The sequence below is a fragment of the Thalassospira profundimaris genome, from assembly GCF_003326675.1.
GTDB lineage: Bacteria > Pseudomonadota > Alphaproteobacteria > Rhodospirillales > Thalassospiraceae > Thalassospira > Thalassospira aquimaris.
Genome location: NZ_JPWF01000002.1, coordinates 86,936 through 108,336, shown reverse-complemented (window position 1 = coordinate 108,336; position 21,401 = coordinate 86,936). Strand labels below are relative to the sequence as shown.

At 54.6% G+C, this 21,401-nt stretch carries 21 protein-coding genes; 16 read left to right on the top strand and 5 right to left on the bottom strand.

The features are described 5' to 3' along the window. The first annotated feature begins 75 nt into the window (after window positions 1-75). From TH19_RS03120 to phbB, 13 genes are all read left to right on the top strand, one after another. On the top strand, window positions 76-1,092 hold the full coding sequence (locus tag TH19_RS03120) for a TRAP transporter substrate-binding protein (RefSeq protein ID WP_114100885.1): 1,017 nt from the start codon (window positions 76-78) through the stop codon (window positions 1,090-1,092). A gap of 76 nt (window positions 1,093-1,168) precedes the next feature. Continuing rightward, window positions 1,169-1,768, top strand: coding sequence for a TRAP transporter small permease subunit (locus TH19_RS03115; RefSeq protein WP_114100884.1), 600 nt, complete (start codon window positions 1,169-1,171; stop codon window positions 1,766-1,768). After that, on the top strand, window positions 1,761-3,089 hold the full coding sequence (locus tag TH19_RS03110) for a TRAP transporter large permease (protein ID WP_114101209.1): 1,329 nt from the start codon (window positions 1,761-1,763) through the stop codon (window positions 3,087-3,089). The genes TH19_RS03115 and TH19_RS03110 overlap by 8 nt, the downstream gene beginning before the upstream one ends. A 21-nt stretch (window positions 3,090-3,110) precedes the next feature. Continuing rightward, window positions 3,111-4,718, top strand: coding sequence for a GMC family oxidoreductase (locus tag TH19_RS03105; RefSeq protein ID WP_114100883.1), 1,608 nt, complete (start codon window positions 3,111-3,113; stop codon window positions 4,716-4,718). A gap of 38 nt (window positions 4,719-4,756) precedes the next feature. Beyond that, window positions 4,757-5,596 (top strand): fumarylacetoacetate hydrolase family protein, encoded by an 840-nt coding sequence (locus TH19_RS03100; RefSeq protein WP_114100882.1) that lies wholly within the window; start codon window positions 4,757-4,759, stop codon window positions 5,594-5,596. 264 nt (window positions 5,597-5,860) lie between these two features. Further along, on the top strand, window positions 5,861-6,322 hold the full coding sequence (locus TH19_RS03095) for an Lrp/AsnC family transcriptional regulator (RefSeq protein WP_114100881.1): 462 nt from the start codon (window positions 5,861-5,863) through the stop codon (window positions 6,320-6,322). Window positions 6,323-6,841: 519 nt separating this feature from the next. Beyond that, complete coding sequence (locus TH19_RS03090) at window positions 6,842-7,840, top strand: trypsin-like serine peptidase (RefSeq protein ID WP_147250702.1); 999 nt, start codon at window positions 6,842-6,844, stop codon at window positions 7,838-7,840. Window positions 7,841-7,875: 35 nt separating this feature from the next. After that, window positions 7,876-9,453, top strand: a complete 1,578-nt coding sequence (locus TH19_RS03085; RefSeq protein ID WP_147250701.1) for a hypothetical protein — start codon at window positions 7,876-7,878, stop codon at window positions 9,451-9,453. A 47-nt stretch (window positions 9,454-9,500) separates the two neighbouring features. Continuing rightward, window positions 9,501-9,914, top strand: a complete 414-nt coding sequence (locus tag TH19_RS03080; protein ID WP_114100878.1) for a hypothetical protein — start codon at window positions 9,501-9,503, stop codon at window positions 9,912-9,914. A 105-nt stretch (window positions 9,915-10,019) separates the two neighbouring features. Continuing rightward, a complete protein-coding gene (locus tag TH19_RS03075; RefSeq protein ID WP_114100877.1) occupies window positions 10,020-11,570 on the top strand; it encodes a multicopper oxidase family protein in 1,551 nt (516 codons plus the stop codon). A 17-nt stretch (window positions 11,571-11,587) separates the two neighbouring features. Further along, window positions 11,588-12,049 carry a DUF411 domain-containing protein gene (locus TH19_RS03070; protein WP_114100876.1) on the top strand — a complete coding sequence of 154 codons (462 nt, stop codon included), beginning with the start codon at window positions 11,588-11,590 and terminating at the stop codon, window positions 12,047-12,049. Window positions 12,050-12,367: 318 nt separating this feature from the next. After that, entirely contained in the window at window positions 12,368-13,540 is a 1,173-nt protein-coding gene (locus TH19_RS03065) for an acetyl-CoA C-acetyltransferase (RefSeq protein ID WP_114100875.1), read from the top strand. 249 nt (window positions 13,541-13,789) lie between these two features. Further along, window positions 13,790-14,512, top strand: coding sequence for an acetoacetyl-CoA reductase (gene phbB, locus TH19_RS03060; RefSeq protein ID WP_114100874.1), 723 nt, complete (start codon window positions 13,790-13,792; stop codon window positions 14,510-14,512). 91 nt (window positions 14,513-14,603) lie between these two features. Here phbB and TH19_RS03055 read toward each other — a convergent pair whose 3' ends face one another. Further along, complete coding sequence (locus tag TH19_RS03055; protein ID WP_114100873.1) at window positions 14,604-15,197, bottom strand: cysteine hydrolase family protein; 594 nt, start codon at window positions 15,195-15,197, stop codon at window positions 14,604-14,606. 113 nt (window positions 15,198-15,310) lie between these two features. Here TH19_RS03055 and TH19_RS03050 point away from each other — a divergent pair, with 113 nt between their 5' ends. Then, a complete protein-coding gene (locus TH19_RS03050) occupies window positions 15,311-16,195 on the top strand; it encodes a LysR family transcriptional regulator (protein WP_114100872.1) in 885 nt (294 codons plus the stop codon). Here TH19_RS03050 and TH19_RS03045 read toward each other — a convergent pair. Together TH19_RS03045 and gloB are read right to left on the bottom strand one after the other, a co-directional pair. Next, complete coding sequence (locus TH19_RS03045; RefSeq protein WP_114100871.1) at window positions 16,182-16,796, bottom strand: nucleoside triphosphate hydrolase; 615 nt, start codon at window positions 16,794-16,796, stop codon at window positions 16,182-16,184. The genes TH19_RS03050 and TH19_RS03045 overlap by 14 nt on opposite strands. A gap of 12 nt (window positions 16,797-16,808) precedes the next feature. Beyond that, window positions 16,809-17,579 carry a hydroxyacylglutathione hydrolase gene (gene gloB, locus TH19_RS03040; protein ID WP_114100870.1) on the bottom strand — a complete coding sequence of 257 codons (771 nt, stop codon included), beginning with the start codon at window positions 17,577-17,579 and terminating at the stop codon, window positions 16,809-16,811. 159 nt (window positions 17,580-17,738) lie between these two features. Between gloB and TH19_RS03035 the strand changes: the two genes are divergently transcribed. Both TH19_RS03035 and TH19_RS03030 read left to right on the top strand, forming a co-directional pair. After that, complete coding sequence (locus tag TH19_RS03035; RefSeq protein ID WP_258547803.1) at window positions 17,739-18,575, top strand: methyltransferase domain-containing protein; 837 nt, start codon at window positions 17,739-17,741, stop codon at window positions 18,573-18,575. 132 nt (window positions 18,576-18,707) lie between these two features. Beyond that, a complete protein-coding gene (locus TH19_RS03030) occupies window positions 18,708-19,550 on the top strand; it encodes a substrate-binding periplasmic protein (protein ID WP_181846288.1) in 843 nt (280 codons plus the stop codon). 42 nt (window positions 19,551-19,592) lie between these two features. Here the strand turns inward: TH19_RS03030 and TH19_RS03025 are convergent, their stop codons facing one another. Together TH19_RS03025 and TH19_RS03020 are read right to left on the bottom strand one after the other, a co-directional pair. Then, window positions 19,593-20,267: a hypothetical protein gene (locus tag TH19_RS03025; protein WP_114100868.1), complete on the bottom strand. Its 675-nt coding sequence runs from the start codon at window positions 20,265-20,267 to the stop codon at window positions 19,593-19,595. A 3-nt stretch (window positions 20,268-20,270) separates the two neighbouring features. Continuing rightward, window positions 20,271-21,272, bottom strand: a complete 1,002-nt coding sequence (locus TH19_RS03020) for an inverse autotransporter beta domain-containing protein (RefSeq protein WP_181846287.1) — start codon at window positions 21,270-21,272, stop codon at window positions 20,271-20,273. Window positions 21,273-21,401 lie beyond the last annotated feature (129 nt).

Below are 21,401 nucleotides of genomic sequence, written 5' to 3'. Positions count from 1 at the left end.
TGACACAATCTCGCGTAGGATACGGTCCAAAGGCATGGGATCACCAAAACATGCTGCAAATAGGGAGGAAAAACCATGAAACCAACATATCTGAAAGCCGCACTTGCCCTGCTTCTATTCAGTGGCACCGCCGCCACTGCACAGGAGTTTTCACTTACCTTCCAGTCGGTTGACCCGGCCGGAAACCCGAACTTCGCCATTCAGAAAGAATGGACCGAACGGGTCAATAAAATGTCGGGTGGCCGCATTGCCATCGAACTTCTGCCTGTTGGCTCGGTCGTGGAATATAACGAAACCCAGGAAGCTGTCGGTGCCGGTATTCTCGATGGTCACGTCACCGATGTAAGCTACTTTTCCGGCAAGGACCCGGCATTCGGTCTGATTGCCAACCCGATTGGCGCATGGGCTTCGCCTGATGAAATGTTCCGCTTCATCAATTATGGCGGCGGCTATGAACTGATGAACGAACTTGAAGGCCCCTATGGCCTGCATTTTGTCGGCGCGACCACAACCGGCCTTGAAGGCTTTGTTTCTGATCGCCCGCTTGATGGTGTTGCCGATCTCAAAGGCCTGAAAGTTCGCGCACCCGAAGGCCTTATTCAGGAAGTCTTTGCTGCGGCCGGGGCCGTTCCGGTGAACCTGCCTTATTCCGAGGTTTACACATCCCTTGATAAAGGTGTGATTGATGCTGCCGATTCCACGGTGTTCTCAACCAACCATCAGCAAGGCCTGCACAAGGTTGCCGTCCATCCCGTCTATCCGGGCTTCCATTCCATGCCGCTGGTTGAAGTGGCCATGAACCTTGAAAAATGGAACTCGATGCCCGAAGACCTGCAGGAAATCATGACCGTTTCGGTTCGTGACTTTGCCCAGGATGCCGTCGCCAGACTGTCGATGAACGATCTCAAAGCATTGGCAGAAGCCACAGCAGATCCTTCGATCACCGTGCATAACTGGCCGGCCGAAGAACGCGCCAAGTTCCGCGCTATTGCCATGGGTCAGTGGTCAAAAGTCGCCGCAAGCTCCGAGAACGCACAAAAGGTCTATGACCTGCTGACCGAATATCTGAAATCCCAAGGTCTCTTGAACTGACAGGATGCCTCCGGGCGCAGGTAATGCGCCCGGACCTCTCCCCGATCATTGCTCCGCTTTAAACGATTGGTCTGCCATGTCAGTGCTTCCCGATCATACCCCTGCCACGCCCGATTTTCCCCAATCCGATACACCCCAATTGGACTATCTGCCACAAGCCGGTTGGCTTGGACGTGTCATCACCCTTGTTGCACGCGGTTTTGCGATTTGCATCATCGCTGCCATGGCGATCCTCGTGATGGAAGTTTTCCTGCGCTATGTGTTCAACCGTCCGACCGTATGGGCGCACGAGACATCAATATTCTTAAGTGCCGTCACCTTTATCTATGGCGGGCTTTATTGTGTGGCGCGCAACACGCATATCCGCGTTGTCCTGATCTATGATGTTGTCAGGTCATCGGCACGCCGTGTCCTTGATGTGGTCATTTCAATTGCCTGCCTTGGTGTCAGTCTGTTTTTCGCATGGGCCGCCTGGCTGATGGTGAAAAAGGCGATGTTTCGCCCCGATGGCAGTTTCTTTCTGGAAACCACCGGCAGTGCCTGGAACTCGCCCGCGCCCGCAGTTTTGAAAATATTCATGCTCTGCGTGCTCGTGGTCATGAGCGTCCAGTTCTTCATCCTCACTTTCAATTACGCACGTGGCCGCAACGCGCCACAAGGGCATGACGATGTTTGACCTTCTTGATCTTGGACTGAACCTCAAGGCGCTGGGGATCGGCTGGGGAACATTGGTGATGTTCGCCCTTCTGGTTGCGCTGCTTTTGACTGGCGCGCCGCTTGCGATGGTGACCCTGCTTGTTGCGCTGATTTTTGCGGTGGGCTGGTTTGGGCCAAGCTCGGTGCCCCTGATCACCAGCCGCGTTTACAGTTTCGTGTCGTCCTTTGTCTTTGTCTCGGTGCCGATGTTCGTCCTGATGGCAGCCATCCTTGACCGGTCGGGCATTGCGCGTGATCTGTTTGACGCAATGAAGCTGATCGGCGGTCGGTTGCGCGGCGGGGTTGCCGTTCAGACGATTTTCGTTGCCGTCATTCTTGCCGCGATGAGTGGTATTATCGGCGGTGAAATTGTGCTGCTTGGCCTTGTCGCCCTGCCTCAGATGCTGCGCCTTGGCTATAACCGGCGCTTGGCGATTGGTGTCGTATGTGCTGGCGGATCGCTTGGCACGATGGTGCCGCCTTCCATTGTTCTGATCATCTATGGTTTGACCGCCAATGTCTCGGTCGGGGATTTGTTTACCGCGGCCTTTCTGCCGGGCTTCATGCTGGCCGGGCTTTATGTCGCCTATGTTTTGCTGCGCTCCTATCTTGATCCGAACGCCTCCCCGCCAACCCCGGTCGAACGTGCCTCGGTCCGCGATAACCTGCCTTTGCTACGCGGTCTTGTTCTTCCGTTTCTTGTCGTCTTTGCCGTTCTTGGATCGATTTATGGCGGCATCGCCTCGGTGACCGAGGCGTCCGCGATTGGCGTTGCCGGGGTCATCCTTTCCACCATTTTGCGCGGAGAATTCTCGCTGCGCATGTTGCTTGATGCGGCCATGCATACATTGGCAACCGTCGGCATGATCATGTGGATCGGTATCGGCGCAAGTGCGCTGGTCGGGGTCTATAACCTGATGGGGGGTATTCGCTTTATCTCGCAGCTGATCATCGGCATTTCGGACGAACCGATGGTCATCATCCTGTTCATGATGCTGATTCTGTTCATCCTTGGCATGTTTCTCGACTGGGTGGGGATCGCACTTCTGACCATGCCGATTTTCGTGCCGATCATTCTGCATCTTGGCTATGACCCGGTCTGGTTCGGCGTGCTGTTTGCCATGAATATGCAGGTCTCTTTCCTGACACCGCCATTCGGGCCGGCCGCCTTTTACCTCAAAAGCGTGACGCCACCCGACATCACCCTTGGCGAGATATTTCGATCCCTCGCACCGTTCATATGCCTGCAGGTGCTGGCCGTTGGCCTGCTGGTTCTCTTCCCGGCAATTGCAATTTACTAGACCAAATTTCCAGGTATCGACATGACACGCACTTTAGACGGCGAGTACGATTACATCATCATTGGCGCCGGAACGGCGGGATGTGTGCTTGCAAACCGGCTTAGCGACAATCCCGCCAACCGTGTTCTTCTGATCGAGGCGGGCGGCAAAGATACCTATCCGTGGATCCATATTCCGGTCGGCTATCTTTACTGCATGGGCAATCCGCGCACCGACTGGATGATGAAAACCACCCGCGAAGCAGGCCTGAACGGACGCCAGCTGGCCTATCCGCGCGGCAAGGTTCTTGGCGGATGCAGCTCGATCAACGGCATGATCTATATGCGCGGTCAGGCTGCGGACTATGACGGCTGGGCGCAGATGGGCAATACCGGCTGGGGTTGGGATGATGTGCTGCCCTATTTCATCCGCTCCCAGGATCGGCCTGATGGAGATGGCCATATTCACGGGCAGGGCGGTGAATGGAAAGTCGCCCGCCAGCGCCTTAAATGGGACTTGCTTGATGATTTTCAGCGCGCGGCACAGGAAATGGGAATACCGCCGACCGATGATTTCAACGGCGGGGACAACGAAGGTGCCGGCTATTTCGAGGTGAACCAGAATGGCGGCCGCCGCTGGAGTGCCGCACGCGCTTTCCTTAAACCGGCGCTCCAACGTTCCAACCTGCGGCTTCTGACCCATGCCCATGTTCAAAAAATCACGTTTGAGGATGGCCGTGCAAAGGCCGTGAAATTCAAAAAGGACGGTGTGGTTCATACCGCTTCCGCCAAGGCAGAAATCCTTCTTGCCGCTGGTGCGATCCATTCGCCCTTGCTGCTGGAAGCATCAGGCATCGGGCAGGGCAATCGTCTTAGGGATGCGGGCATTGATGTCTATCGCGACCGGCAAGATGTTGGTGAAAACCTTCAGGATCATCTTCAGCTGCGCATGGTTTTCCGGGTCGAAAATGCCCGCACCCTTAATCAGATCGCCAATTCCTGGTCGGGCAAGATCGGCATGGCGGCAAGCTATTTGTGGAACCGTTCCGGTCCGTTGTCGATGGCACCCAGCCAGTTCGGAATTTTCACCAAAAGTCGCCCCGAACTGGCAACGCCGGACCTTGAATATCACATTCAACCGCTATCAACCGACAAGCTGGGCGAACCACTTCATCCCTATCCGGCTGTGACGGTATCGGTCTGCAACCTGCGCCCGGACAGTCGGGGGTCCACCCACATCACCAACGCCGGCCTGTCGGCCCATCCCGATATTTCGCCACGCTATCTAAGCACTGAAAGCGACGTCGATATCGCCGTGCGCGCATTGCGCCAGGCACGGCAATTGATGACCATGCCTGCTTTGAAAAAATATGCCCCTTCTGAAAACCTGCCCGGCGCGGACATCACAGACGACGCCAGTCTCGCCCGTGCCGCCGGTGACATTGGCACAACCATTTTCCATCCCGTCGGAACCTGCCGCATGGGCATTGATGACGGTGCGGTGGTTGACCCGCAATTGCGGGTACGCGGGGTCGATGGTTTGCGGGTGATTGATGCATCCATCATGCCGCGAATTGTATCGGGAAACACCGCCTCGCCGGTGGTGATGATTGCGGAAAAAGCCGCTGACATGATCTTGCGCTCGGCCTGACAGCGCATCTGAAAAACACTTTTAAAAAGGACTGAAAGATGAAGTTTCTCCGCTATGGACCGATTGGGGCCGAAAAGCCCGGATGCCTCGATCAGGATGGCAATATCCGCGACCTTGGTCACCTGATTGCCGATTTCACCCCGGAAACCATAACCTGCGACCAGTTGGCGGCCTTGGCCGATCGTGATCTGGCTGATTTGCCAATTATTGATCCCGGCACACGTATTGGTGCTTGCGTCGGGGCTGCGCGTAACTTTTATGCGGTCGGTTTGAACTATGCGCGTCATGCGCGCGAAACCAACAATCCCGAACCCAAAGAACCGGTGCTGTTTTCAAAATCCACATCCTCCATTTGCGGGCCGAATGATCCGATCATTTTGCCGCGCGGTTCCGTCAAAACCGATTGGGAGGTTGAGCTTGGCATCATCATCGGCCGCCCGTGCAGCTATGTGACCAAGGACGAGGCGCTTGATTATGTTGCGGGTTTCTGCACGATCAACGATGTCAGCGAACGCGCCTATCAGATCGAACGTGGCGGCCAATGGATCAAGGGGAAATCGGCTCCGAATTTCGGCCCGATGGGGCCGTGGCTGGTAACAACGGACGAGGTTGGTGATCCTCAGAACCTGACCCTGACACTTTCTGTCAATGGCGAGACCGTGCAAAACAGCTCGACCGCTGACATGATTTTCCCGGTTGCCGAAATCATATCCTATATGTCGGGCTTCATGCGCCTTATGCCGGGCGACGTCATCGCAACCGGCACACCCGAAGGTGTCGGCATGGGCCTCAGCCCACAGCGCTTCCTGAAGGCGGGCGATATCGTCGAACTCTCGGTCGAAGGGCTTGGTTCCCAGCGCCAGACAGTTATCAGCTAGTCAAATGGTCTGCGCGCAAAGCCCGGATCGGGCTTTGCAAATATAGGCTATCCTGTTCCGCTGGATTGATCTGTTCGGTCCAGCGGAATTTTTGAAGGGATGCCAACCGACTATTTCCGCTTAATCCCGCCTAATCCAGCTTGATCCAGTCAGCTTTGACAATTACCTGCAGAACCAAACACTTGTCAGCCCGCAACATCATGGTGCAAACTTGCGCAATATGTCGGTGTAATATTGTAAAAAACGCTTGGGAGTTGTGCGAAGATGGCCGAACTGGATCAGATCGATCTGAAAATCCTGCGTTTGTTGCAGCTTGACGCAGATATCCCCAATACCGAACTGGCCGAAAAGATCGGTCTTTCGGCCTCGGCGGCTTTGCGCCGGGTGGCCAAACTGCGCGAAAACGGGGTGATCCGCAAAACCGTGGCGGTGGTCGATCCGGCCCATATCGGCCGTCCCCTGACCGCGGTGATCAATCTCGAATTCCACCGGCACGGCAATCATTACCGCAAGGACTTCATCGCCAAAGTCAAAAGCCTTGCCGCGGTTCAGCAATGCTATCTCGTGACCGGCGAAGTTACCGGGGTTCTGGTTTTGCACATGCGCGACATGGCCGAATATACAGCCCTGTGCGAAACGCTTTTTGATGCTGACGACAATATCGTCTGGTATCGCACCTATATCGTCACTGAAACGCTTAAGGATGATGTGACAATCGCCCTGTAATAGAAGCCGGGTACCTTTGGTGTTGGTTTCCCATCGTTATTGACCAAGCATACTTTAAATGATTTTTGCCTCAATCAACTCAAGATTGAGGTTTTCGGTCCGCTTTGCTATATTCCTCTCGCTCGGCGGGGCGGGGGCCAGATGCAAACATCGAAAAAATTCAGATCATTTATTGTTGCTGCGATAGCATCACTGCTGTCGTTGAAGTCTGCATCAGCGCAGACGCTTGGAACTGGCGGCTATCAATTAGAAGCACAGCCGGAATTCAAGGCTCTGCAAATGCCTGATGATTTTTTGCACCGATATGGCGTTCCGATAATATCCGGTCAAGGTAATGCGCTTGATGCCGGTAGGATTTATGACCTATTGCCGGCAGCAGCGAGCGGTAATGTGGTGTTACCGCTTCTGAGGGATTATCCAGCCTATCCGACCCAGCCGGTCAACCCAATCGGGATTTGGCAATCTCCACCCGGACAACAGATATTTGATATTCGATATTCACCAAATTTCGGAAGCGTCTTGGATGGTGGTGATCAACGACCCGAAATCCAATATCCGGCAAATCCGGACGGTATTTTCGGATCGCCACTTGGACAGAAAATCTTTGCCGGAATTCCGTCTGATATTCTCTATCCGACAAATCCTGACGGGGTTGTTGCGGGGGCGGCACAACTGCCCGCCGGTCGATTGATCCTGCCCGAAGAACTCCGCAAGGTGACATGGAACACTTGCGCGAAGATGTCTCTCAACCTTCGGGTGGCGTTTAATACCGACCGTTCGACGACACCGCCCGAGGCCGTGGCATTCGACCGGGCGTGTTTGTCCCCTATTTCCGATATTCCCTTGCCGCTTAGGGATACTGGCATCGAACGCACCGTCGGCTTTCTGACAATCGAACAGGACGGCAAAGAGACCGCCTTTTGTACGGCGTTGCGTTTTTCCAAAACCAAAATTGTCACGGCCAAGCATTGCTTCTTTGATAAATCAAAGGGCAGCACAAAGGCGCAATACGACTATCTGCAATATGGCATGGTCCGTCTCTATCTGTTGGGCGATCTGTCAAAACCCTATGTGCTTGATTACGTTCAGCTGGCTGCGCCATCCTCATCCGGTGCCATTCCAACAAGCGACGATTATGTCATCCTGCCGGTCGATACCCGTGATACGGACCTTCCGGCGATCAACATGAATGAACCGGTACCGCTTCAGGCCCTGACCACGCCCGGTATCAACGGCTATCTCGTCACAGATGACTGGCGTGATCAACTGCGCTGGTCGTCTGCAAATATGTGCTTTGTTCTTCAGCTTAATAACGGCTGCCTTGTTCATGGCTGTAACACAACAAGCGGGTTTAGCGGTGCACCAGTCTTCTCCCTTCATGGTGATGGCGGGATCGAGGTGGTCGGGCTGCATTCTTCCGGCGGCAATCAGGATGCGTCCTGCGGAACCGGGCTATTTTATGAATCATCAAACATGGCCACACTTATGGCCGGAAATCTGATGGCCGATCTTCAGTGATCAGTCGCGGCAAACTTTCGGGGAAATTGGGAAAAATGAAATCGACTGTCATGAACGGCTTTGCCGTCACCGCCTTGTTCCTTGTGTCTGCATGCGGCACTGTTCAGACAGGCTCGGCACCTGCTGCCGAAACCTCCACACCGGCACAGCGCATAGAGGCGCGCGCAGTGATCAATCATCAATGTATTCAGGGCACCAAATCCGCAGATTCAGGCGAAAGTGTCCCGATCCTCGGCATGTTGGGGGCGGCCCTGATCCCCAAAGCGATTGATAGCGGTGTCAATGCACTTGCTGCCGCCGTGCGCAAGGCGGGCGAGGAAACCAACGAACCGATCTTTAACACCGTAACCACCTCATACGCCTACGCACTGGCTGATGGCTCAAACGACATTGTTGTGTCCCCTGATTTCGGATGTCTGATTGTGGCCATGGGCAATGTCGTGCCGGGTGCTGCGTCCCATGATCGCGCCCCTTGGAATGGCGAGGCCTATAAGGAAAAGGCCGCAATTCTTGAAAAGCTGACAGGAATTACCGGCGCGCTTGCATTCTATTACGAAGCCCGGATTGTCCCGTCCACGGACAACAATTCCTTCCATCTTCTCAGCAAACGACTTGAATATTACGGGGCACGCGATGTTTGGCGCTCCCAGCGTGATTTGGCGATGACCGTTACCTTCCAGCGACCCGGTGGGACGAACGGTGCCGATCAGGTATTCGGCGTGACGAACTTGATCTTTAAAGATGTTGCCAACGGTGTATCGCTTGATGAAACCGCGATGGCCGGTCATGGTTCTGCCTGGATTCCGTTGCCATCCATCCCCGCAGGTTTGACGTCGCTGGTAAGTTCAATCCAGGCCTTGGAAACCAGCAAGCTGGCAGTCGACAGTCAGTTGCAAAATCTGGCCCGTAATGGTGCGGATCAGTACGATCAGAATGTTCAGGATGGCAAAACGCTCCGTACGGTTACGGCGTTGGCTGATACGAAGCTGGTTGCCGCCGAAGACACGCTCGACAGGCTTCAGGATGATGCCAATGCCAGTAAAAAGCCCGCGGCTGTCAACCGTGCCAAGGAACGGCTGGAACGTGAAAACCGCCGGGTTTCAGCCTCCTACAATCTGGCAGAGCCCGCCATTCAATCGTTTGATGACGCCAGGAAGAACCTGGCGGAACAAGGTGCCAAGCTTGCCGGCAATATCAGAGCCCTTCGCAACAATACAAACCGCGGTGCCATTACCGCCAAGGTCGAATTGGCCGAGACCAAGGATGCCAACAAATTCCTGATCGCAATTGCCGATATTCTCGACGATGCAAAACCGGAAATCAGTACAGCCCTTAAAACAACGATTGATCCGACAACCCGTGAAAATGCCAAGAAGGCAGAAGAACAAGCTGCCGAAACGGCTGCACAAAACCTCTATACCCAGCAACTCAATGTTCAAAAGGCTGATCAGCTGGTCGAAAAACTTGATCTTGAGCTCTCGCTGCTTTCGCAAACCGAAAACCCGACGAACTACCTGCTGAAAAAGCACGAGCTTGATAATGCCAAACTGGCTGCCAATGAACTCAGACGGCGTGCCGGTCTTGCGCAAACCCATATCGTCGGCACCCCTTGATTAAAATCATGGACCTTGGCCGGTTTGATGGGTAAAGCTGACCCATCATGAAAAACCTTGCGCGCATCCTGATGACCTTTTTCCTGCTGGTATTTACCAGCGGTGCGGTTGTGCATGGCGGTTTGGGCAATGTTGGCGTGGGCTATGATGGCCTGATGAATGACGGGGGCATGGCCGTTGATGTTACGGCACCCGACAACGTCACATCCATGATATCGGGCGAAAGTTCCATGTCCCGCCATGCCGCCATCAAGGATGCCGAGAATTGTGATGATTGCACCGAAATGGCCGGGGCAAGTCCGGCCTGCCATTTCCTCTGTGCCATTGTAGTGATGCCTGAAATTGCAATGATCGGCGATGTCGTCTTGCCACGCCGATTACTGACGGTCCTGCCTGCCATGGATCGGGCGACCGGCCTGTCACATGTGCCTGATCCTTCCCCTCCGAGAATGCTTTCCTGATTTCCCTGTCGGTCTTAACGGACTGACAGCCTGTTTTGTTACCGTATCATGCCCGGCTTCGGGCTTGTGCGGTGATCCATAAACCTGTTCAGGAAAGATTGTCTGATGACTTGCAAATCTTCCTTCCTTTCCTCCCGGCGGGGTTTCCTGCTGGGCGGGGCGGCGGCCGTCGGGATTGTCGCAACCCGCGGCTGGCCTTTGGTGCCTGCACGTGCATATGCGGGTGAAATACCGGCCTCTGGTTCGTCTGATGTAGTTTTGCGCGCCGGTGCCGCGCGGGCAAACCTTGTCTCGAACCCGGCCTATCCGACTGATGTCTGGGCCTATAACGGAACCGTTCCGGGGTCTGAAATCCGTATGCGCCAAGGGCAACGCCTGCGCGCCCGGCTGGTCAATAACCTGTCGCAGGAAACAACCATTCACTGGCATGGCATCCGCGTGCCCAATGCCATGGATGGTGTGCCCGGCCTGACCCAGACGGCGGTCAAACCCGGGGACAGTTTTGATTATGTGTTTGATCTGCCCGATGCCGGGACATATTGGTATCACCCACATGCCAATACCACCGAACAGCTTGGCCGTGGGCTGTATGGTCCCCTGATCGTCGAAGAAGCCGAACCGCTCCGCGTTGATCGTGAACTGGTCTGGATGCTTGATGACTGGCGGCTTGATGAAACCGCAGCAATCGATAACGGCTTTAATGCCATGCATGATGTTGGCCATGCCGGACGGATTGGCAATGTGGTGACAATCAATGGCAAGGTGCCCGACGATGTTACTGTGCGTCCGGGCGAACGTATTCGTCTGCGTCTTCTCAATGCGGCAAACGGTCGGATTTTCGCACTCGATTTTGCCGGTCTTGCCCCGACGGTGATCGCCTTGGACGGCCATCCGGTAACACCGCATGCCCTTGATACGCCGATGTTGTTGCTTGGACCGGGGATGCGGTGTGATCTGGTGATCGACGTTCCTGTTTCCGGGAAAACGTCATTTCCGGTAATGGACCGCTTTTATGACGGTATGGAAAATACCCTCGCCACTCTTGTGGTTGCCGGGGCTGCGGTACGCGACCGCGTGGCCGACTGGGATATGGCGTTAAAACCCAATCCCTTGCCTGAACCCGATCTTGATCAGGCCATCCGTCAGAACCTGATTTATAGCGGTGGCATGATGGGCGACATGATTCTTCAGCAAATGATCAAATCCCGGCACATCACCCCGGAAATGCTTGGTCATATGGGCGTGGATGTTTCCGGTGCCACGGGTTCGGGCGACATGGCGGGCATGGGCGGCATGGCCAATATGATGCGGTCCATGTTTGGCGCAGGCAATGTCTGGGCGGTGAACGGGCGTGACCCGGATCGTGATGGCGACGGGCCTCTGGTAACGGTGGACCGCGGACAAACCTGTCATTTGACCCTGATGAATGCGACCGCCTGGCTTCATCCAATTCATTTGCATGGCCATGCCTTTCGTCTGCTGGCCCGCAATGATGTTGCGGTGCCTTATCAACCCTGGATCGACACGGTGCTGATTGCACCGGGCGAACGGGTCGAAATTGCCTTTGTTGCAGACAATCCCGGTGACTGGCTGATCCATTGTCACATTCTTGAACACAAGGTCGGTGGCATGTCCGGTGTCATCCGCGTTCTTTGATTTTATGAGGATATAAAATGTCCAAATCTCTGAAAAAATATGGGTCACGTCTGTTGATCGCCTTGGCAGCAACAAGTGTCATGACCCTGTCATCGGTTGCGGCCCATGCTGCAAATCTCGAAGCCAAAATCATCAAGAACCCGAATTGCGGATGTTGCACCATGCACGGGGATTATCTGCGCGCGCATGGTTTTGATGTCACGATCACCAATGATGAAAATGTGTATGATATCGCCCGTATGGCCGGTGTTCCCGATGAGATGCAGGGCTGTCACCTGACCATGATTGACGGTTATGCCATCAGTGGTCATGTGCCGGTCGAAACCATTTTGAAAATGCTCGAAGAACGTCCCGATATCACCGCAATCACCTTGCCGGGCATGCCGATGGGATCGCCCGGAATGGGCGGGCAAAAGGAAGCCCCGTTCGAGATCTATAGTCTCAAGGCCGGGCAGGCTGAAATCTATGACGTAAGATAAACCATCTTCCAACCGGCCGGGGCGTGATGACGTACCCGGCCTTTTTTTTGATCTGTCGCATTCAAATTCATGACAATTGCTCTGCGCTCTTGCGATTGCCGGTCAATGGCCCCACACTCTTAATCACAGGTTATGCTAAGACACGATGTTTCTCGGCTTTGGGATGTTGTTCAAACGGACTGCCCGAAAGTGGTAAGCATCAGGGCTTGGAAAATTGTTGCAGTGCGATAATATCGTTCCAAGGACCATGTCTGGGCAGCATAAAAAGATCGTTGCCCGGTCCGGGGAAACGTAATCAGGAATATATCGGAGGGTTTCATGACCGACGTCGTAATTGTAGGTGCAGCACGTACACCAATCGGCGCATTCAGTGGCACGCTGGCAAATACACCGGCGCACGATCTGGGTGCAATTGCCATCAAGGCTGCACTGGAACGCGCAGGCGTTGAAGGGGACGCGGTGGATGAAGTCATCCTCGGTCAGGTTCTTACCGGTGGTCAGGGACAGAACCCCGCCCGTCAGGCCGCCATTGGTGCCGGTATCTCGGATCGTGCAACCGCCTTTCTGATCAACCAAGTTTGCGGTTCGGGCCTGCGCACGGTGGCCCTTGCCGCCCAGCAGATCATGACCGGGGATGCCAATATCGTGGTTGCCGGTGGCCAGGAAAACATGTCGCTTTCGACCCATGTCGCGCATCTGCGCGCCGGTCATAAAATGGGCGATGTCAAATTCATCGACAGCATGATCAAGGACGGCCTGTGGTGCGCTTTCAACGGCTATCACATGGGCAATACCGCAGAAAACATTGCTGCCAAATGGGGTATCTCGCGCGAAGAACAGGATGCCTTTGCCGCCGGTTCCCAGAACAAGGCCGAAGCCGCCCAGAAATCCGGTCGTTTCAATGATGAAATTGCTGCTGTCACCATCGCCAACCGCAAGGGCGATATCGTCTTTGATGCTGACGAATATCCGCGCCACGGTGCGACTGCCGAAAGCATGGCCAAACTGCGCCCGGCTTTTGATAAGGAAGGCACGGTGACGGCTGGTAACGCATCGGGCATCAATGATGGGGCTGCTGCCCTTGTCGTGATGTCCGCCGCCGAGGCCGCCAAGCGTGGCCTGACCCCGCTTGCAACAATCAAAAGCTGGGCGACTGCGGGTGTTGATCCGGCAATCATGGGTTCCGGCCCGATCCCAGCCTCGAAAAAGGCCCTTGAAAAAGCCGGCTGGTCGGCCGCTGATCTTGACCTGATCGAAGCCAACGAAGCCTTTGCCGCCCAGGCGATTGCGGTGAACCGCGATATGGGCTGGGATACCGACAAGGTTAACGTTAATGGCGGCGCAATCGCACTTGGCCATCCGATCGGTGCATCGGGCGCACGTGTCTTCACCACGCTGCTCTATGAAATGCAGAAACGTGACGCGAAAAAAGGTCTCGCGACGCTTTGCATTGGCGGCGGCATGGGGGTTGCGCTGTGCGTCGAACGCTAAGCAAAGCTCTTCTTTAATCTGATCAACAGGCAGGGCGTCCTCAGGCGGGGATGCCCTGTTTGTTTATGTGCGCTTTTATTGTGCGCTGCGACGAAAGACTAAACCGCTTGGCTGATATAGATCATGGAGAAGAAATAAAGTTACGTATATAAGTGTATTTATGGACTAAAGTTACGTGTGTCGTAGAAGGGCAAACTACGAGAATCGTTATGAAGACAGGCTTGATGAACGAAGTTTAGGGAGGCGACCATGACAAAAACAGCACTGGTAACCGGTGGAACGCGCGGAATCGGCAAGGCAATCAGCCTGTCGCTCAGGGATGCGGGATATACCGTTGTTGCGAACTATGCTGGCAATGAGGAGGCCGCAAAGGCCTTCACCGATGAAACCGGTATTGCGGCCTATAAATGGAGTGTCGCGGACCCCGATGGCTGTGCTGCGGGTATCGCCAAGGTCGAGGCGGAAGTCGCCCCGATTGATATCCTGATCAACAATGCCGGCATCACCCGTGACGGTTTCATGCATAAAATGGAAACCGAACAATGGGCCGCTGTGATCGAAACCAATCTCAGCTCGCTGTTCTATATGACCAAGCCGGTTCTTGAAGGTATGCGCGCGCGCGGCTATGGCCGGGTTGTGAACATTTCTTCGATCAACGGACAGGCAGGGCAACTGGGCCAGACCAACTATTCCGCGGCCAAGGCCGGCGTGCACGGCTTTACCAAGGCACTCGCCCAGGAAGTCGCCCGCAAGGGCATCACGGTCAACACCATCGCACCGGGCTATATCAATACCGACATGGTGGCGGCTGTTCCGGAAAAGGTTCTCGAAGGCATCATTGCCAAAATCCCGGTCGGCCGGCTGGGCGAAGCCGATGAAATCGCGCAGGCGATCCTTTATCTCTGCGGCCCGAATTCGGGCTTCATCACCGGCTCCTGCCTGTCGATCAATGGTGGACAACATATGTTCTGATCCGGTCTCGGACCGAAACCCAAAACGCCCCGCACATATGCGGGGCGTTTTTCGTTGGGAACATGTCTCGACCTGTCAGGCCGTCATGAAGCTATGCCTCAAGAACATCTCCGGTCGAGACGATCTTGGCAAAGGTATCGGCAAGCATGGTCAGTTCGTGCTGGTGAAGGTCGGCGGCCAGAACGGTTTTGCCACTGATGGCATTGGGTAGGTCGCGGGTAGTGGTGGCATCTGAAACCACAGTGACCCCGTATCCTTTTTCATCGGCAACCCGGGCGGTGGTCGAAACACAGACATGGGTCATGAAGCCGGTCAGGACGACCTGTTTGAAACCGCCTTCGACAAGGAGTTCCTCAAGTCTGGTGCCGCCGAATGAACTTGGCACCGATTTGGTCAGGATTGCCTCGCCCTCCTTGGGGGCGACTTCGGGCATGATTGCGGCATACGGGCCGCTTGGGTCAAAAAGACCGGTGGCATGATGCTGCACATGGATGATCGTGCCGCCCCGTGCCCGCCAATGGGCCAGAAGTTTCTGGATATTGGCAAGGGCGGGCTCAAGACCCGACAGTTTCAATTTGCCATCCCGATATTCTTCCTGGGCATCAATCACAATAAGGGCCGCATCGTCGGGCGTTCCGGTCACAAGGGTCGCACCGGCAAGATCAAAAATGGTTTTCGCAGTCATTTTTCACATCCTTGGATCATTTCGTTGATGCCCATCATGTCGCTGCGAATTTGCATTATCCAGCGGCATTAATTCGATTATAATCTGCGTAAACGCAGGTATTGGAGCATGCCATGTCACTGGATTGGGAAGGATTGCGCACCTTTGCCCATGTCTGTCAGACCGGGAATATGAGTGCCGCCGCCCGCGAGCTTGGCGTTAATCAAACCACGGTGGCGCGCCGGATCGCCCGGCTTGAAGAATGGTTGGGCTATGCTGTTTTGCATCGTGATGGCCGCGCCCTTGCCCCGACGGCACGCGCCCAGACTCTGTTGCAAACCGCCATGCAGATGCAGGACAAGGTATCGGATTTGCTGGCCCGTGAACCGTTGGATCAAGGTGATGTGCCGTCGGTTGGCGGCATCGTGCGCCTGACCGGGGTTGATGCGATTTTGCAAGATTGCGTCGCCCCGCATATCGCCGATCTGCATCAACGCTTTCCCAAAATCGCGCTGGAACTGATCGGGGCCAACCGCAATCTAAGCCTGCCACAACGCGAAACCGACATTGCCATTCGCCTTGCCCGGCCCGATAGCGGGGCGTTTCATATCCGAAGGCTCGGTTATCTTGAATATGGCATCTATTGCAATCCGAACGGGCAACCGATTGCGGAGCTTGATCCGAATGCTTTGCCCTGGATTGATCTGGATGATTTTTTTGCCGACAAGCCCGAACAGAAATGGCTGGCCGATCATTTCCCGGATCGTCACACACTGGGTTATGCCAATCGCGGATCAATCATGGTGTCGATGATGACCGGCCATGCATGCTGTGCGTTATTGCCGCTGTGTGTTGGCGAGCGGATCGATTTCCTTGAACGGTTCGCGGATTATCGCCCCGATGGTCGCGAAGTCTGGCTTCTGACCCATCAGGACAAACGTCATCTGCCCCATGTCCGTGCTGTGATCGACTGGTTGGGTGCAATATTGCTTGATGGGAAATTCATTACCCGTTTGTAAGGGTGATATCGGCCGGTTTGCTGTGCCGGGTGACGGTCAGGGCATTGGGCAGGTCATTGTGTTCGGCCTTGGCAATCGCGGTTTGGCGATCAAAGCCCAATCCATGCCACCGGTCCAGCAACCTTGCGCGCAGGGTCTCTTCGGGCACCTCAAGATAGATCGAAAGATCAAACAAGCCCGCAAGCTGATCCCAAGGCGCTTGATCAAGCAAAAGGTAATTGCCTTCAACAAGGATCACCCGGTGATGGTGCGAAATCACACGGGCCGACCCGCGTGAAATTTCAAGTTTGCGGTCAAAAACCGGCACATAAACATCATCCTCCGCATCTTCGCGAAGGGCTGCCAGGGTGCGTTTCAGCCCGCCAACGTCAAAGGTATCGGGTGCCCCCTTGCGCGTCAAAAGTCCGCGTTCTTTCAATATCCCGTCATCAAAATGAAAACCGTCCATCGGCACGATTGCCGCGTCACCGCCAAGCTGTTCGCACAAGGCCTCGGTCAGGGTTGATTTGCCCGATGCCGGTGCTCCGATGATTGCGACAATAAGGCGATCCGTGCCGGTCTGTGCCGCACGGATCTGCCGGATCAATTGCCCGATTTCCATGATGACGGAATCCTAGAAATGATCTTTGCGTTTGCGAATCTCGGTAAAGACCTCGACCGGGCTTTTGCCGCTCATGCCAAGATTGGCCGCAATGCCGGCCTCGTCGGCGCGCAGGAACGGATTGGTTGCCAGTTCGACATCAAGACGCGATGGAATGGTTGGCAAATTGCGTGCACGCAATCCGTCAATATCCTGACATCGCGCAATCAGGATCGGGTTATCAGGCTCGATGGTTTTGGCAAAGCGGGCATTGGATTGGGTATATTCATGGCCGCAATAAATCTGGGTGCTGGCCGGAAGATCACGGAACTTGCAAAGCGATTCCCACATCTGTGCCGGTGTTCCTTCAAACAACCGCCCGCAGCCCAGCGCAAAAAGGCTGTCACCCGAAAACAGGGCGGTCACCGCCGGGAAGTAAAATGCGATATGCCCGGTCGTATGGCCCGGCACGTCAAAAACCCGGCCCTTCAAATCCCCAACAAGAACCTGATCCCCCTCGGCACAGGTTTCGTCCATATTCGGAATGCGTGCCGTTTCTGCCGCCGGTCCCAAAAGTTTGGCCCCGTATTTTTCAATCAGTTCGGCATTGCCGCCAATATGGTCATGGTGGTGATGGGTATTGATCACCAGATCAAGGTTCCAGTCGCGTTCTTCAAGGGCGGCAATCACCGGTCCCGCTTCGCCCGGATCAATGACCGCGGTGACTTCGCTGTAATGACAGCGCACAAGATAGGTGTAATTGTCTGAAAGACACGGGATAACGATGACTTCGCCGGCGGCCATGGCGTACCTCTGGACTGCAAAATGGAATTATCTGCCAAGACTATCAGCAACGACTGTCTTGAAACAATCTCCCAAAATCCAAAGATTTTGACATTCTATGTGACCCGGATTGAGCGTAAAGATATTCCCGTGCAAGAAAGGTGATGATAGGTTTACCGGATGCCGCAGGATGTTGTTGATCTTCACCGTTTTTATGCCAGCAGTACCGGACAGGCCGCCCGGCGCCTGATCCGCAGGCGTTTGCGCGTGATGTGGTCGGATGTGCGCGGCATGCGCGTCCTTGGTTTTGGCTATGCCACGCCCTATCTCCGCCCCTTCATTGGCGAGGCCGAACGCGTCATGGCCTTCATGCCCGCCCGCCAGGGCTGCGTGCATTGGCCCGCCGACGAACAAAACCGCGTCGCCCTGACCGAAGAAACCATGTTGCCGCTGCCCGATAGTTCGGTTGATCGCATCTTGCTGGTTCATCTGGTCGAACATTCCGATTCCATGCGCCGCCTGATGCGCGAATGCTGGCGGGTGTTAACCCCCAATGGCCGCATCGTGGTCGTGACCCCGAACCGAAGCTCGCTTTGGTCCTGGTCGGAAAAAACACCCTTTGGCTATGGCCATCCCTATAGCGTGTCACAGCTTCAAAACCTGATGCGTGAAAACATGTTCCTGCCGATCCAGCACAGCCGCGCCCTGTTCCTGCCGCCAACCCGGCGTCGTTTATTCCTGCGCTGGTCGCAATTGTTTGAAAATATCGGATCACGTTTGTTCAAGGCCTTTGCCGGTGTCTCGATTGTCGAAGCCGGCAAACAGCTTTATGCCAGCACCGGCACGCCATCACGCAAACGCCGTCTGGTGCATATCCCGGTATCGGTCTCGCCGCTCCGCCCGGCCGAGGGCAATCACCCGCATCGCCTTGAGCTTGACGAACCCTGTTCCCTGTCCTGTAAACAGGTCGCTTCTGACAGGATGGATGATCCTGTCGCCGAAACGGATCGCTCCTGAATAGTGCGGCAGGCAAATAAAGTGCGGGCATGTGATGGTGCGCACAGTAATTTCGATTATTCTAATTTAATTCGGTGCCACAACATCAATATCGGGTCATTAATGGGTTCTGCCCCCAAAGAGAATGCCGGAATGGATTTAGGATGCTGTTACCATCGTCTGTGCGGTGCCAAACCGGCCCGCACCGGTATTTGCGTGCTGCTGTTGGCGATGATGGTCATTCTGCTGTCTGGTCGGCCCTTATCTGCACAGGACAGGATAACCGTCTCCCTTTATAGCGAGGATAGCAACGTTCCCTATGCCTTTCTTGATGGGGACGAACCGGACGGCATCTATACCCGCATCCTGAAGGAAGCCGTTGCAAGGCTACCGAAATATGACCTTGAAATCGTCAATGTTCCGTTCCGGCGCGGCATGGATCTTCTCAGGAACGGGACGGTGATGGGATTTTTCCCGCCTTATCAACGTTTGGAACGCGACTGGATCGAACGGTATTCCATCCCGATTTTGCGCGAAACCGTCGTCGCGATTTGCAGCAGTGACTATGCAAATCGCCGCGAGCTTAATCATTTTCCTGCCGATTATGCGGGCGCACGTTTCGCCAATAATGCCGGTTACAAACTGGCCGGTGATGCCTTCTTTAAAATGGTTGATCAGGGCGAGATCGTTCTGGAAGAAGCCAATACAACCGCAAGCAACCTGCGTTTTATGATGGCGGGCCGGGTCGATTGCTATGTCAATGAACGTTTGGCCATTCTCGATGGTATGCGCGAACTTGATGTCGACAGGAATATAACGCGCCTGTTTGACGAAACCGCGATCATTGGTCAGGAATACGGATTTCTTGCCTATGGCCCCGACCCCGAAAACCAGTGGCCCTGGCGCAATACCTTTGCGGATGCCCTTGATACGGTTCTGGCTAAAATGCGCGACAGCGGCGTGATTGACCAACTGGTTTCGGATTACTTTGCCTAGTAAGAAGCCCGCCTCTGGGGCGGGCTTCGGGAAATGCCGGGCTTATGGGTCTGTCACCGTAATGGTAACTTCTGGTGGTCTTGGAAAGGCACCGCATTGACCGGCACCCGGATCAACATAGCCAAAGGCCTCGCTGGTGTTAAACTCAACTGCGATTCTTGGCATAACACCCTTGCAGGTATAAGGCGCATTGAGTGGATAGGTAATAACGGCTGTCCCGGCCCCGTTGCTCTTGCTCAGGTTAAAGCCGTCATAGTCAGCCGATGTGATTCCGTTAAAGCCGATATTGGGGATGACAAAGGCCGCCGGGGTTGCGGTTCCGTTTGCCGGTGCCCCATATGTTTGCGTATGACCGCTGGCCTGTACCGGATTGCTGGTGCCGCAATTGTCTGTGCCATCATTCCAGGTTGCACCTATATTGATGGTGGTCGATATGGTGACCCGGACATGACTCCATGTCTGGAAAAGCGGAATGCCCGAAAGGTCGGTATAACTGCCAACATCCGACCCGGCGGTGGCAGATGAAATATCAAAGGACTGGCTGCCCGATCCGGCAATATAACTTTCGGTGCAGGCGGCATCTGAACACAGTTCAACCTGTGTGACTGTTACTTCATATACGGACGGTTGGCTTGCAGTTCCGGGGATCGCGGATTGGGCGATGTTGGGCAATAGGATCAATCCGGTAATGCCCAGAGAAGTGATGACGTTCTTCATGGATTAATCCCCTCGTGTAATAACCACGCCCGAACTGACACGTTCGACAACGATACGGTTGTTGCGTCTGACTTTGTCGAGTGTATGGGTCGACATATCACGCATTTCCCATGCCTGATCCGTGACAAAGGCGGTGCTTAGTGCAACGGGTTTTTTCCCTTTCTCTTCTGCACCAAACCCGAACCGGAATGACACCAGGGCAAAAACTTCCTCTTCGGAGAAATTATCGTCCTGCCAGCCTGCCTCAATCGAGAAATTCTGATGAAGATCAGCATAAAGCGATGTTTTCCATCCCTTGATATCATCGTTATTGCGTTCAGAATCCCAGACATAGCGACTACCATAAACCTTCAGCCATGGCAGATAGGGAACCTGTGCGCCAAGTTCGAGATCATAACCATCCAGAACCTCTTCGCGTGTATCGCCGGTCAATCCCTTGGTCGATGCACCGCCAAGTCCGTAATAGGTGTTGCCGGTAAAATCCAGACCGTACCATTTGGCTTCGACGCCGAAACCGGCGCGTTTGTGCTGGCGTTCCCATTCCCAGTCAAAAAAGGTATTGGCCCCGAGAAGCACGGTATTATCAGCAAACAACTTGCGATATCCCAGACCAATATTGGTGACATCCCGGTTCAGGTCGAGATAGTCATATCGCTGCTGGCTAAGCTGGGTAAAGAAAGTATGTTCAAGATTGTCGGATTGATAAAGCGGCTGAACGGTCAGCACCGACCAGTTGAAATCGCCATCGGAATTGACACCGGTTTCGACTTCAAACCTTTTTACCCATTCAGGAAGGGATTCGCCGACATCTGCCATCCAGTAATCAATACCGCCTTCCACAAGCGAAAGGGCAGCTGCTTCGGTCTGATTCTGGGCCAGATATTGTGCCGACTGACCAACGGCACTGCGCAGTGTGTTTTGTGTTTCGTCTGCATTCACAGAATGGGGCAGAACATAAACCAGTCCCACCGCGATCAAGATAGCCGATAGTCCTTTATGAGACATCCACCTGGTTCCCCCGAAGACCTGATTTGACATATCCATTTCGATGAATATTAGGCATATCAGTGGAATGAGGTCAATCTCAAGTAGTGCATGTGTTCTATTGGAATAAATCCTGGGTTTGTAATGAAT